The sequence below is a fragment of the Curtobacterium sp. ME26 genome (assembly GCF_903970945.1).
Taxonomy (GTDB): Bacteria; Actinomycetota; Actinomycetes; order Actinomycetales; family Microbacteriaceae; genus Curtobacterium; species Curtobacterium citri.
Genome location: NZ_CAJCKG010000064.1, coordinates 1 through 13,246, shown reverse-complemented (window position 1 = coordinate 13,246; position 13,246 = coordinate 1). Strand labels below are relative to the sequence as shown.

Here is a 13,246-nt window from a genome sequence, read left to right as displayed (position 1 = left end):
GAGTGCAAGTGTGGGGTTTGTCGGAGTGACGAGCATGCTGTGTTGTCTCCAGGAGAAGATGTTTTTCGAAGGCGAAGGCCGTCACTGGAGTTCCGCGGGGGGGTCTGGCGTTCAGGGTCTGGCCTTTCCGCGCGGTGGCGCTCGGGACGGGAACACGACCGCCGCACCTGCGCTGGCGGTCCCTCGGGCTGGTCGCCGTCGGCGGCGCGATCGGCACCGGCGTCCGGGCCGCGCTCGCCGCCGTGCTGCCCGCGGTCGACGGCATCAGCTGGACGATCCTCGCGATCAACGTCGTCGGCGCCTTCTGCCTGGGACTGCTGCTCGAGTCGCTCGCGCAGCGCGGTCCGGACGAGGGGCGTCGCCGTGCCGTCCGGCTGTTCGTCGGCACCGGGGTGCTCGGCGGCTTCACGACGTACTCGACGCTCGCCGACGACACCGCCCGGCTGCTCGACGCGGGCCGCTGGGGTGCCGGTGCCGGGTACGCGCTGCTCTCGGTCGTGCTCGGTCTCGTCGCCGCGGCGGCGGGAGCGTGGATCGCCGGCACACGGCGTGCCCGCCGGTCCGGAGCGGGGGAGGTCCGGTGAGTCCGCTCGAACTCCTCCTGGTCTCCGTCGGCGGCGGTGTCGGTGCGGCGCTCCGCCTCTGGCTCGACGGCACCGTCAAGGCACGGGTGAGCCGGTTCCCCCTCGGCACGCTGGTCATCAACGTGACCGGGTCGCTCGTCCTCGGCTTCGTCACCGGGCTCGGGGAGACCGGTGCACTCGGTCCCTCGACGGTCGCCGTGCTCGGGACGGGCATGATGGGCGGGTACACGACGTTCTCGACGGCGAGTGTCGAGACCGTCCAGCTGTTCCGGTCAGCCAGGCCCGGACCCGCCGTGCTGAACGGCCTCGGGATGCTCGTCGTCTCGGTCGGCGCAGCCGCGCTCGGCCTGTACACCGGAAGGAACACATGACCTCGGAACGCCCCGGCGAACTCGTCCTCGTCCGCCACGGAGAGACGGAGTGGTCGAAGAGCGGTCAGCACACCGGCCGCACCGACATCCCGCTCACCGAGCACGGCATCGAGCAGGCGGAGCGCGCCGGCCGGTACCTCGCCGACCGGACGTTCGCGCTCGCGCTGTCCAGCCCGCTCCAGCGTGCCCGCGACACCGCCGAGCTCGTCGGGGTCGACCCGGAGCTCGACGAGGACCTGTACGAGTGGGACTACGGCGCGTACGAGGGCCTGACCACCCCGCAGATCAAGGTCAAGCGGCACGGGCCGTGGGACCTCTGGACCGACGGCGTGCCCGCGGGGGACACCCCCGGTGAGAACGCGGCCGAGGTCCGCGTCCGCGTCGAGCGCGTGCTGAACCGCGTGCGGCCGGTGCTCGCCGAGGGCGACGACGCGATCGTCGTCGCGCACGGTCACGTCCTCCGCGCGCTCGGCGCCGCCTGGATCCGGCTCGCGCCGCAGGACGGTGCCGTGCTGAAGCTCGGGACCGCGACGGTCAGCTCGCTCGGGTACGAGCACGGGCGCCCCGTCATCGACTCCTGGAACGTCACGCCCGGCGCCTGACGCCTCCGCACGACGCAACGTGGGCGGTTCCCCGCAGCGACATCACGCTGCGAGGAACCGCCCACGTTGCGTTCCGCGAGCCCGACGTGCCGCGGGTCAGACCGTCCGGATCGCGCTCGTCGCGCCGAGCGCGCGACCCCGCCGACGCTCGATGGCCCGCCCCAGCACGAGCAGCCCGACGCTCACCACGGCCCCGAGCGTCGTCTGCGCGATCCGGTCGAGCGCGAGGAGCTCCGGCGCCTCCGGCAGGCTCAGCCACGACACGGCGAGCGCGAGCGGCGTGAGGAACAGCAGCGTCACGGCGTAGTGCCGCGCGACGAAGATCTCCGCGAAGAACTGCCCGACCACCGCGATGACGACGATCCACCACGCCGAGGGCTCGAGCAGCAGGATCCCCACCGCGACGACCGTGCCGCCGATGGTGCCGACGAAGCGCTGCACCGCGCGGACGACGGTGTGGCGCTGCCGGATCGCGGGCAGCGTGGACACGACCGCGATGACGGCCCAGTACGGGTGCCCGAGCCCGGGGACCGTCTCGGCGACCGCACCGGCGACGAGCGCGCCGACGACGTTGAGCCCGACGGTCTCCCACACGGCGGGCGTGCGGAGGACGGCGAGCGATCGGTGCTTGCGCTGGGCGATCGGACGGAAGACGTGCGGAGCCCGCGGGTGCAGCACGAGCCGGATCAACCCGCCGGACATCGCGACGAGCCAGGCCCAGGCGAGCGATGCGACGATGATCGTCGCGACGAGCGGCAGGTCGGCGGGACGGACGGGCACGAGCGCCGACACGCAGAACGCGAACACGGGGAAGATCGGCTGCGCGGGGATGGTCTGCAGCGCACTGAGCGTGCAGACCGCGACGACGAGGACCACCACGAGCCCGGTGCCCTGCAGCCACAGCGGCGCACCGCACAACGACACCGCGAGCCCCGCCGCCATGCACGCGCCCTGGAGCGCGGCCGCGATCCCCGTGGTCACCATCCGCTGCCGGTACGGCTCGGTCGCGCCGAAGATCGCGGTGAACCCGGCGAACATCGCGAACGCCGCGTACCCGGGCATCCCGAGTGCGACGAGCAGCGCGAGCGGGACGCCGCCGGCGATCGCGGCGCGGGCTGCGCCCTCGAGGTTGGTGGTCCGGGTCGAGTGCGCAGGTGTCGTCATGTCGCTCCCATCCTCCCACCGCGACGGGTGTCGTCGACGCGGACCCGGTGCACCGGGCGAGGTCACGGCCGGACGGGAGGCGCGTGGCGGTCGTGCGCCGCGTCTCCCGTCCGGCTCCCGGGGGCGTCCGACCGCCCGACGCGCGTTGGTATACCAACCTGCTAGACTCGCCGGACCACGCCGCACCCCGCGGCGTGCCGACGTCAACGAGGAAGGGCCGGGCCGATGGGAAAGACGCTCGCCGAGAAGGTGTGGGACGACCACGTCGTGGTCAAGGGCGAGGACGGGAACCCGGACCTCCTCTACATCGACCTCCACCTCGTGCACGAGGTCACGAGCCCGCAGGCGTTCGACGGCCTGCGCCAGGCCGGCCGCCCCGTGCGCCGCCTCGACCTGACGATCGCGACCGAGGACCACAACACCCCGACGCTCGCGATAGACCGGCCGATCGCCGACCCGACGAGCCGCACCCAGATCGAGACCCTGCGCCGCAACTGCGCTGAGTTCGGCGTGCGCCTGCACTCGCTGGGCGACGAGGAGCAGGGGATCGTGCACGTGGTCGGGCCGCAGCTCGGCCTGACGATGCCCGGCATCACGGTGGTGTGCGGCGACTCGCACACCTCCACCCACGGCGCGTTCGGTGCGATGGCGTTCGGCATCGGCACGTCCGAGGTCGAGCACGTCCTCGCCACGCAGACCCTGCCGCTGAAGCCCTTCAAGACGATGGCGATCACGGTCGAGGGCACGCTGCGCCCCGGCGTCACGGCGAAGGACATCATCCTCGCCGTGATCGCGGAGATCGGCACCGGCGGCGGCCAGGGCTACGTGCTCGAGTACCGCGGGTCGGCCATCCGTGCCCTCTCGATGGAGGGCCGCATGACGATCTGCAACATGTCGATCGAGGCCGGGGCGCGCGCCGGCATGGTCGCGCCCGACCAGACGACCTACGACTACGTCCAGGGCCGCGACCACGCACCGACGGGGCAGGACTGGGACGACGCCGTCGCGTACTGGGACACCCTCGCCACCGACGACGACGCCGTCTTCGACGCCGAGGTGTTCATCGACGCCGACGCGCTCGAGCCCTTCGTCACCTGGGGCACGAACCCGGGCCAGGGCGTGTCCCTCTCCGAGAGCGTCCCGGACCCCGCGGGCTACGACGACCCGAACGACCGGGCCGCGGCGCAGCGGGCGCTCGAGTACATGGACCTGCAGGCGGGCACGCCGATGAAGGACATCGCGGTCGACGCGGTGTTCATGGGCTCGTGCACCAACTCGCGCATCGAGGACCTCCGCGCCTTCGCATCGGTCATCCGGGGCCGCGAGAAGGCACCGGGCGTGCGCGTGATGGTCGTGCCGGGGTCCGCCCGGGTCCGGCTCGAGGCCGAGGCCGAGGGGCTCGACAAGGTCTTCACCGACTTCGGTGCGGAGTGGCGCTTCGCGGGCTGCTCGATGTGCCTCGGCATGAACCCCGACCAGCTGGCGCCGGGGGAGCGCTGCGCGAGCACGTCGAACCGCAACTTCGAGGGCCGGCAGGGCAAGGGCGGGCGGACGCACCTCGTGTCCCCGCTCGTCGCCGCCGCCACCGCCGTCCGGGGCACGCTCTCGAGCCCGTGGGACCTGGAGCACGCCGAGTCGAACACCGTCCTCGAAGGAGCCGTCTGATGGACAAGACCACCACCGTCACCGGGATCGCCGCGCCCCTGCAGCGCTCGAACGTCGACACCGACCAGATCATCCCGGCGGTCTACCTCAAGCGCGTGACGAAGACCGGCTTCGAGGACGCGCTGTTCGCCGGCTGGCGCCAGGACCCGGAGTTCGTGCTCAACCAGGAGCGCTACCAGGGTGCCCGCGTGCTCGTCGCCGGACCGGACTTCGGCACCGGGTCGAGCCGCGAGCACGCGGTCTGGGCGCTCCGTGACTTCGGCTTCCAGGTCGTGGTCTCACCCCGTTTCGCGGACATCTTCAAGGGCAACGCGGGCAAGCAGGGCCTGGTCACGGCGATCGTGACCGAACCGGAAGTCGAGCGGCTGTGGGCCGAGATCGCGGCGAACCCGGGCATCGAGGCGACCGTCGACCTGGTCACGCAGCGCGTGTCGCTCGGCGCGGTGGACGTGCCCTTCGAGATCGACGCCTACACTCGTTGGCGGTTGATGGAAGGGCTCGACGACATCGGGCTCACCCTCCGTGACGAGACCTCGATCACGGAGTTCGAATCCCGCCGCTCCCGATGGCGGCCGAAGACATTGCCGGTGAAGTAGTGAACTCCCTCGTACAGGACGCAGCAGCAGCAGGGGCCCGCGTGGGCCTGAAGTCGGACGAGATCGTCATCCGGGGCGGCAAGCCGCTCGTGGGACGCATCGAGGTCCGCGGCGCGAAGAACCTCGCGACCAAGGCCATGGTCGCGTCGCTGCTCGGTGACACCCCGTCGATCCTCAAGGACGTGCCGGACATCTCCGACGTCAAGGTCGTCCGCGGCCTGCTCGAGGTGCACGGTGTGCGCATCACCGACCCTGCACGAGGCGAGCTCATCCTCGACCCGTCGAACGTCGAGTCGGCGCACTTCGCCGAGATCGACGCCCACGCCGGTTCGAGCCGCATCCCGATCCTGTTCTGCGGCCCGCTGCTGCACAAGCTCGGCGAGGCCTTCATCCCCGACCTCGGCGGCTGCCGCATCGGCGACCGCCCGATCGACTTCCACCTCGACGCGCTCCGCGCGATGGGCGCGGTCGTCGACAAGCAGGTCAACGGCATCCACCTGACGGCCCCGGACGGCCTCAAGGGCGCGAAGATCGAGCTGCCGTACCCGAGCGTCGGCGCGACCGAGCAGGTCCTGCTGTCGTCGGTCCTCGCCGAGGGCGTCACCGAGCTCCGCAACGCCGCGATCGAGCCCGAGATCATGGACCTCATCGCGATCCTGCAGAAGATGGGCGCGATCGTCACGGTCGAGCCGAGCCGCACGATCTTCATCGAGGGCGTCGAGTCGCTCCGCGGGTACACCCACCGCGCGATCAACGACCGCAACGAGGCCGCGAGCTGGGCCTCCGCCGCGCTCGCCACGAACGGCGACATCTTCGTCGAGGGCGCCGACCAGCAGGACCTCATGACGTTCCTCAACGTCTTCCGCAAGGTGGGCGGCGGGTTCGACATCCAGGAGGACGGCATCCGCTTCTACCGCGAGCGCGAGGTCCTGCGCCCGGTCGTCGTCGAGACCGACGTCCACCCCGGCTTCATGACGGACTGGCAGCAGCCGCTCGTCGTCGCGCTGACCCAGGCCGAGGGTACGAGCGTCGTGCACGAGACCGTCTACGAGAACCGCTTCGGCTTCACCGACGCGCTGAACGAGATGGGTGCCGACATCGTCGTGCACAAGGAGGGCCTGCCCGGGCACGACCGCCGGGTCGCCCGTCGCCCCTTCGAGCAGGCCGCCGTCATCACCGGCCCGACGACGCTGCACGCCGCGAACGTGCGCGTCCCCGACCTGCGCGGCGGCTTCAGCCACCTCATCGCGGCCCTGACCGCCGAGGGCGAGTCGCACATCACGAACGTCGGCATCATCAGCCGCGGGTACGAGCACTTCATCCCGAAGCTGCGGAAGCTCGGCGCCGACTTCGACTTCGCGGGCTAGCCCGGTGGCGGCTGACGCGACCGGTCGCGGTCCGGCAGACGGAGCAGGGGACGGCCTGGAGGCACGGCGCACGTCCGCGACGGACGTCACCACGGGCCTCCCGGTCCCGGGGCGCCGGTGGCGCCGCGGTGAGCTGAACACGGCGTTCCGCATCACCGCGTCCGTGGTCATCCCGATCTTCCGGTTCTCGGCGCGGTACCACTGGCACGGGCCGAAGCGACTGCCCGAGGACGGCGCGTTCGTGCTCGCCCCGAACCACTTCACGAACATCGACCCGCTCGTGGTGGGCACGGCCGTGTGGCTGTCCCGTCGCGCGCCGCGGTTCCTCGCGAAGGCGTCGATCTTCCGGGTGCCGGTGGTCGGCAAGCTCATGTCCGGCATGGGGCAGATCCCCGTCGAGCGCTCCGGCCGCACGCGCCTGAACGATCCGCTCGGCGGCGGCAGGTCCGTCATCGAGCAGGGCGGGGCGATCATCGTCTACCCCGAGGGCACGCTCACCCGCGACCCCGACCTGTGGCCGATGCGCGGCAAGACCGGCGCGGTGCGGATCGCGCTCGAGAACGACGTGCCGATCATCCCGATGGCCCACTGGGGCACGCAGCGGATCATGCCGCGGTACGCCAAGAAGCTGCGGCTCTTCCCGCCGTCGCGCGTCGACGTGATCGTCGGCGACCCGATCGACCTGTCGGCGTACCGCGGTCGTCCGCTCGACCAGAAGACGCTCGTCGAGGCCACCGAGGTCGTCATGCAGCGCATCACCGAGCTGCTCGAGGAGCTCCGCGGCGAGCAGGCTCCCGCGGAGCGCTGGGACCCGGCGGCGAACAACCAGAAGGAGACCGGCAAGTTTGAGTGACCACCGCCCGGGCCTCCGCCCGCACGAGGACCACCCGGACCCCGCCGTCGCCGCGCGCGGTGCGGTCGACACCGCCGCCATCCGCGTGGTGATGCAGTCCACCGACAAGCCGCGGGTCGCCGTGATCGGTGCCGGCAGCTGGGGGACCACCTTCGCCAAGGTGCTCGCCGAGGGCGGGGCGACGACGGTGCTCTGGGCCCGGCGTCCCGAGGTCGCCCGCGAGATCACCGAGACGAAGCGCAACTCCGGGTACCTGCCCGGCATCAACCTCCCGCGCACCCTCACCGCGTCGACCTCCCTCGAGCAGGTCCTCGCCGACGCGCAGCAGGTCTACGTGTCCGTGCCGTCGCAGTCGCTGCGGTCGAACCTCGACGCGATCGCGCCGCTGCTCGGCGACGACGTGCCGGTCGTCAGCCTGATGAAGGGCGTCGAGAAGGCCACGGGCCTCCGGATGAGCGAGGTGCTCCACGAGGGGCTCGGGATCGACCGCGACCGCATCGCCGTCGCGAGCGGCCCGAACCTGGCGCTCGAGATCGCGCGGCGGCAGCCGACCGCCGCCGTGGTCTCGTCCACGTCGATCGACACCGCCACCGCGGTGGCCGCGGTCGCCACGAACCCGTACTTCCGCTCGTTCACGAACACGGACGTCATCGGCACCGAGTTCGGCGGGGTGCTCAAGAACCTCATCGCCGTCGCGATCGGCATCGTCGACGGCGTCGGCTACGGCGAGAACACGAAGGCCTCGATCATCACCCGGGGCCTCGCCGAGATGACCGACTTCGCCGTGTCGCTCGGTGCGCAGCCCTCGACGCTGTCCGGGCTCGCGGGCCTCGGCGACCTCATCGCCACGTGCCAGTCGCCGCTGTCGCGGAACAACACGGCCGGCCGCCTGCTCGGCCAGGGGTACCGGTTCGACGAGGTCGTGCGGCAGATGGACCAGACCGCCGAGGGCCTGGCATCGGTCGCCCCGATCCTCGAGCTCGCGGCGGCGAACGGCGTCGACATGCCCATCGTGGGCCAGGTGGCCGAGGTCCTCGCCGGTAGGCTCGATCCGCGCAACATCGCGCCGCACCTCACCGAGACCGACGAGCCCCAGGGCGAGTGACCGGTCCGGGCCCGACCAGCAAGGGGACCCCCATGCCCACGATCGCCCCCGCGCCCACGACCGTCGCCGTGCTCTTCGGCGGCCGGTCCAGCGAGCACGAGATCAGCTGCGTCACCGCCGGCGGCATCATGGACGTCGTCGACCGCTCGGCGTACACGGTCGTGCCGGTCGGGATCACGAAGGACGGCGCGTTCACGCTGCAGTCCGACGACCCGGCCCAGTGGGCGCTCCGTGACGGCGCGCTGCCCACCGTGCCGGACAACGGCACGCGCGTGGCGTTCCCGACGTCGCCGGCGACGAACGAGCTCGTCGTCTCCCACCCGGACGGCACGGTCGCCACGATCGCGGTGGACGTGGTGTTCCCGATCCTGCACGGCCCGTTCGGCGAGGACGGCACGGTCCAGGGGCTCCTCGAGGTCGCCGGGCTGCCGTACGTCGGCGACGGCGTGCTCGCGAGCGCCCTGGCGATGGACAAGCACACCGCGAAGGCGGTGCTCGAGCACGCCGGGCTCCGGGTGGCCCCGTGGACGACGGTCCTGCGGCGCGAGTGGACGGCCGACCCGGACGGGGTCGCCGGCACGGTCGCGGCGCACGGCTGGCCGCTGTTCGTGAAGCCCGCCCGAGCCGGCTCCAGCATGGGCGTCTCGCGCGTCGACGAGCCCGCGCAGCTCGCGGCGGCGATGGACCTGGCGTTCGAGCACGACGCCAAGGTGATCGTCGAACCGCGGGTCGTCGGGCGCGAGGTCGAGGTCGCCGTGCTCGAGGGCCGCGACGGTGTGCCGCGCACGAGCCTGCCGGGCGAGATCGTCGTCGCCGAGGACGGCTTCTACGACTTCGCCGCGAAGTACCTCGGCGGGGACGAGGCACTGTTGTGCCCCGCGCCGCTGACCGACGACGAGACCGCGGCGATCCGGGCCATCGGCGCCCGCGCGTTCGACGCCATCGGCGGCGCCGGACTCGCTCGCGTCGACTGCTTCCTCTCCGAGGACGGGTTCGTGGTCAACGAGGTCAACACCATGCCGGGCTTCACGCCCCTGTCGATGTACCCGCGCTGCTGGGCGGCGTCCGGGGTGTCCTACGGCGAGCTCGTCACGGAGCTCATCGAGCTGGGCCGCACCGCCGTCCGCTGACGTCGCGGGCGCGGCAGCCCCGCACGCGTCAGCCCTGCACGTCTCAGCCCTGCACGTCCGAGGGGTCGAGGCAGGCGTGCCCGTCCTTGGGCAGCAGCGACACGACGTCCGACAGGTCCTGGACGACCTGGTCCGTCGTCCTCGTGGTGTCGATGACGACCTGCACCGCGGGGGACCGGCCGAAGGTCGTGTAGACGACCTGCGCCCCGCGGTCGTCGCGGATCCAGTCGACGCCGCCCTTGCTGAAGCACGGCAGGTCGGACACCGTCGGCACCGCGACGCCGCAGTGGTACAGCGCCGCGGTCGGGTCGCCCCACGCTGCGGTCGACTGCGCGTCGGTGTTCCGCAGCGCCTGGTCGTTCCCGACGACCGCCGGGAGCCGGACCTGGACGGCGGCGCACTGGGCGGCGTCGGCCGACGGAGCCGGGGCCATCGACACGGCGTTCGAGCAGCCCGTCAGCCCGGCGGCGAGGGCGACGAGGACGCCCGCGATCGCGGTCCAGCGGAGGGGGCGGCGCACGGTGTCCATCGACGTCCAGGCTACCGTTGCCCCGTGGACGCGACGTACGACGCCTGGACCGGACCGACCGCGGGGGACACGGTCGGCACGGCCGGTGAACTGGCGGTCCTCGACCGGATCGTCCGGCGCCTGCCCGCCGGTACACCCCTGCTCGGCCCCGGCGACGACTGCGCGGTCGTCGCCGCTCCGGACGGCCGCTTCGTCGTGACGACGGACATGATGGTGCACGGGCCGGACTTCCGCTGGGCGTGGTCGTCGCCCGCCGACGTCGGGTGGAAGGCGGCCGCGACGAACCTGTCCGACGTCGCCGCGATGGGGGCGGTGCCGACCGGGCTCGTGATCGCCCTCGCCGCACCGCAGGACACCCCCGTCGCGGTGCTCGAGTCCTTCGCCGACGGCGTCCGCGAGGCGGTGACGGCCCTGTCGCCCGGCTGCGGCGTCGTGGGCGGCGACCTGTCGACCTCCGCCACGTTCACGGTCTCGGTGACGGCGTTCGGCGACCTCGGCGGTCGGGCGCCCGTGCTCCGGTCGGGGGCCCGCGTCGGCGACGTGCTCGCGGTGTCCGGCGAGCTGGGCCGGGCGGCGCGTGGACTCGCGCGGCTGTTCCGGGAGGGCGTCGACCCGCAGGGCGAGCCCTCGCGGGCGGCGACGGTCGCGAGCGGAGCCGACACCGACCCGGACGTCGCCCGGCAGCGCCGTCCGGTGCCGCCGATCGCCGACGGTCCGGCCGCGGCCGCCGCGGGGGCGACCGCGATGCTCGACCTCTCCGACGGCCTGGCGATCGACGCCGGGCGCCTCGCCCGAGCCAGCCGGGTGACGCTCGCACTCGACGCGGACGGACCGCTCGACGCGACCCGCCTGCTCGACGACCTCGCCGTCCACGGTGGCGAGGACCACGGCCTGCTCGCGACCTTCCCGCCGGACGTCGCGCTGCCCGGGGGCTTCCGCCGGGTCGGGGTCGTTGTCGACCGCGGGGCCGCGGACCTGGTGCGCGGTGGTGCGCCGGTCCCGACGACCGGGTGGGACCCGTACGCCGACTGGGACGGCGCCGCGGGCTGACGGCCGGGGCCGCGCCGTGCCTCCCGGCCGGCGGTACCGCGTGACGCGACGTCCCACGCGTCGATCGACGTGCGTCGTGTCGCACCAGGTGCGCCCCGCAGCCGCAGCCGCAGCCGCAGCCGCAGCCGCAGCCGGCCGGAGCTCCGCCTCAGGACGGCGTGACGGCCTCCCAGGCCACCGTCTCCCCGTAGCTGCGCTTGCTGAACGGGGCGAGCCCCGTCGGCCACGTCGGCTCCGGCGACCGCTTGCTGCGCTCGACGACGACGACGGCGCCCGCCGTCAGCCGTGGCACGAGTGCCTCGAGCACGTCGGCGATCTCCTCCTCGGCGACGTCGTAGGGCGGGTCGACGAAGACGAGGTCGAAGGTCCGCACGGTGCTGCGCAGGTACCCGAGCGCGGGCTGCGGTTGCACGTCGATCCGGACCCGCGGGACCCGCTGCTGCACCGCCTTCGCGTTCGCACGACAGGCCTGGACGGCGGGTGCCGCGCGGTCGACGAGCACGACCTCGACCGCACCGCGCGACGCCGCCTCGAGTCCGAGCGCGCCCGTCCCCGCGTACAGGTCGGCGACCGCCGCGTCGTCGACGAGCCCCCGCGCCTCGAGCGACGAGAACAGGGCCTCGCGGACGCGGTCGCTCGTCGGCCGGGTGCCGGACTTCGGCACGCGGAGCGCGGTGGATCCGGCGGCGCCGGCGATGATGCGGGTCATGCAGCCACCGTAGCGGCGTGCGTGCCGTCCACAGGGCGGTCGGGAGGCACCCGGTGCGTCGGTCGCGCCCGGTACCGTGGTCGCGTGGTCACCTCCGACACCTCCGACGCCGCGGCACCGACGGAGTCCGCCGACCCCGCGGGACCCGCTGACATCGTCGGGCCTCCGGACCTCGGGCCCGCACCCCTCGACGCGCGGCTGGGCGGCGTGCTCGGCGGCCGGACGGCCAAGGCGATCGAGAAGGCGTTCGGGTACCGCACGGTCGGCGAGTTCCTCGAGCACGCCCCGCGCCGGTACGCGGAGCGCGGGGCGCTGACGGCCCTCGACTCGCTCGCGATCGGGGAGTCCGTGACGATCGTCGCCGAGGTCATCGACGTCCGTGAGCGCACGATGCGCGCCCGCCGCGGCTCGATCCTCGAGGCGAAGATCGGCGACGGGAAGGGGCTGCTCACCCTGACGTTCTTCAACCAGGGCTGGCGCACGAAGGACCTCGTGCCCGGCGCCCGCGGCATCTTCGCCGGCAAGGTGGGCGACTACCGCGGCGCCCGCCAGCTCGCCCACCCCGACTACGAGCTGTTCGACGCCGACGACCCGCGCGCCACCGCCGACCCCGAGGACGAGGAGGCGATCCGCTGGTCCCGCCAGCCGATCCCGATCTACCCGGCGACGGCCTCGCTCACCTCGTGGCAGATCGCGAAGGCGATGGCGGTCCTCCTCGACACCCTGCCCGACCTGCCGGACCCCGTCCCGGCACCCGCGCGCACGCGCCTCGGCCTGGTGCCGTTCCGTCGCGCCCTCGAGCTCCTGCACCGGCCGGAGAAGGTCGCCGACTTCAAGCGGGCGCAGGACGCCCTGCGCTACCGCGAGGCCTTCGTGCTGCAGACGGCGCTCGTGCAGCGGCGGATCGCGGCCCGCGCGACGGCGGCGACCCCGCGGACGGCGTCGAGCGGCGGCATCCTCGAGCGCTTCGACGCCTCGCTGCCGTTCACCCTGACCGACGACCAGCAGGCGGTGGGCGCCGAGATCGCGCACGACCTGGCGGGCGAGTGGCCCATGCACCGGCTCGTCCAGGGCGAGGTCGGCTCGGGCAAGACCCTCGTGGCGATCCGCGCGATGCTCACCGTGGCGGAGTCCGGCGGCCAGTCGGCCCTGATCGCGCCGACCGAGGTCCTGGCGGCGCAGCACCTCCGCTCGATCGTGAAGTTCCTCGGTCCGGACCTCGCCGCGGAGCTCCGGCCGGTCATCCTCACCGGCTCGCAGTCGACCGACGAGCGGCGTCGTGCCCTGCTCGCGGCCGCCTCCGGCAGCTCCCGGCTCGTCGTCGGGACGCACGCGCTCCTGGGCGACCGGGTCGACTTCGCCGAGCTCGGACTCGTGGTAGTCGACGAGCAGCACCGCTTCGGCGTGGAGCAGCGGGAGGCCCTGCGGACGAAGGGCGCGACGCCGCCGCACGTGCTCGTCCTGACGGCGACGCCGATCCCGCGCACCGTGGCGATGACGGTGTTCGGGGACCTCGACGTC

The 13,246-nt window shown here is 73.1% G+C and carries 14 protein-coding genes; 11 read left to right on the top strand and 3 right to left on the bottom strand.

Features of this window, described 5'->3' with window-relative positions; translation table 11 throughout:
- The first annotated feature begins 134 nt into the window (after nucleotides 1-134).
- Genes H7A69_RS15805 through H7A69_RS15795 form a run of 3 tightly spaced genes read left to right on the top strand, consistent with a single transcriptional unit; the run spans nucleotide 135 to nucleotide 1,557 of the window.
- Nucleotides 135-584, top strand: coding sequence for a fluoride efflux transporter FluC (locus H7A69_RS15805; RefSeq protein ID WP_220456272.1), 450 nt, complete (start codon nucleotides 135-137; stop codon nucleotides 582-584).
- Nucleotides 581-955: a fluoride efflux transporter CrcB gene (crcB, locus tag H7A69_RS15800; protein WP_182047927.1), complete on the top strand. Its 375-nt coding sequence runs from the start codon at nucleotides 581-583 to the stop codon at nucleotides 953-955. The genes H7A69_RS15805 and crcB overlap by 4 nt, the downstream gene beginning before the upstream one ends.
- Complete coding sequence (locus H7A69_RS15795; protein ID WP_182047926.1) at nucleotides 952-1,557, top strand: histidine phosphatase family protein; 606 nt, start codon at nucleotides 952-954, stop codon at nucleotides 1,555-1,557. Before crcB ends, H7A69_RS15795 begins: the two co-directional genes overlap by 4 nt.
- 96 nt (nucleotides 1,558-1,653) lie before the next feature.
- On the opposite strand, the gene H7A69_RS15790 is transcribed toward H7A69_RS15795, so the two are convergent.
- Nucleotides 1,654-2,721, bottom strand: a complete 1,068-nt coding sequence (locus H7A69_RS15790) for an FUSC family protein (RefSeq protein WP_182047925.1) — start codon at nucleotides 2,719-2,721, stop codon at nucleotides 1,654-1,656.
- A 225-nt stretch (nucleotides 2,722-2,946) separates the two neighbouring features.
- Here H7A69_RS15790 and leuC point away from each other — a divergent pair, with 225 nt between their 5' ends.
- From leuC to H7A69_RS15760, 6 genes are all read left to right on the top strand, one after another.
- The gene (gene leuC, locus H7A69_RS15785; RefSeq protein WP_182047924.1) at nucleotides 2,947-4,386 is read left to right on the top strand and encodes a 3-isopropylmalate dehydratase large subunit; all 1,440 of its coding nucleotides are present in this window, start codon (nucleotides 2,947-2,949) and stop codon (nucleotides 4,384-4,386) included.
- Nucleotides 4,386-4,982 (top strand): 3-isopropylmalate dehydratase small subunit, encoded by a 597-nt coding sequence (gene leuD, locus H7A69_RS15780; RefSeq protein WP_069710660.1) that lies wholly within the window; start codon nucleotides 4,386-4,388, stop codon nucleotides 4,980-4,982. The genes leuC and leuD overlap by 1 nt, the downstream gene beginning before the upstream one ends.
- Entirely contained in the window at nucleotides 4,982-6,349 is a 1,368-nt protein-coding gene (gene murA, locus H7A69_RS15775; RefSeq protein ID WP_182047923.1) for a UDP-N-acetylglucosamine 1-carboxyvinyltransferase, read from the top strand. Before leuD ends, murA begins: the two co-directional genes overlap by 1 nt.
- 4 nt (nucleotides 6,350-6,353) lie before the next feature.
- Nucleotides 6,354-7,202, top strand: coding sequence for a lysophospholipid acyltransferase family protein (locus H7A69_RS15770; protein WP_259346266.1), 849 nt, complete (start codon nucleotides 6,354-6,356; stop codon nucleotides 7,200-7,202).
- Nucleotides 7,203-7,293: 91 nt separating this feature from the next.
- Nucleotides 7,294-8,307, top strand: coding sequence for an NAD(P)H-dependent glycerol-3-phosphate dehydrogenase (locus H7A69_RS15765; protein WP_069711316.1), 1,014 nt, complete (start codon nucleotides 7,294-7,296; stop codon nucleotides 8,305-8,307).
- Nucleotides 8,308-8,339: 32 nt separating this feature from the next.
- On the top strand, nucleotides 8,340-9,437 hold the full coding sequence (locus H7A69_RS15760) for a D-alanine--D-alanine ligase family protein (RefSeq protein WP_182047922.1): 1,098 nt from the start codon (nucleotides 8,340-8,342) through the stop codon (nucleotides 9,435-9,437).
- A 43-nt stretch (nucleotides 9,438-9,480) separates the two neighbouring features.
- On the opposite strand, the gene H7A69_RS15755 is transcribed toward H7A69_RS15760, so the two are convergent.
- Entirely contained in the window at nucleotides 9,481-9,966 is a 486-nt protein-coding gene (locus tag H7A69_RS15755; protein WP_182047921.1) for a DUF3515 family protein, read from the bottom strand.
- A 24-nt stretch (nucleotides 9,967-9,990) separates the two neighbouring features.
- Here H7A69_RS15755 and thiL point away from each other — a divergent pair, with 24 nt between their 5' ends.
- Complete coding sequence (gene thiL / locus H7A69_RS15750; RefSeq protein ID WP_182047920.1) at nucleotides 9,991-11,016, top strand: thiamine-phosphate kinase; 1,026 nt, start codon at nucleotides 9,991-9,993, stop codon at nucleotides 11,014-11,016.
- 148 nt (nucleotides 11,017-11,164) lie between these two features.
- Here the strand turns inward: thiL and H7A69_RS15745 are convergent, their stop codons facing one another.
- The gene (locus H7A69_RS15745; RefSeq protein ID WP_182047919.1) at nucleotides 11,165-11,725 is read right to left on the bottom strand and encodes an RsmD family RNA methyltransferase; all 561 of its coding nucleotides are present in this window, start codon (nucleotides 11,723-11,725) and stop codon (nucleotides 11,165-11,167) included.
- 153 nt (nucleotides 11,726-11,878) lie between these two features.
- On the opposite strand from H7A69_RS15745, the gene H7A69_RS15740 reads away from it, so the two are divergent.
- Nucleotides 11,879-13,246: ATP-dependent DNA helicase RecG (locus tag H7A69_RS15740; protein WP_182047928.1), on the top strand; the 1,368-nt coding region annotated here is incomplete at its 3' end.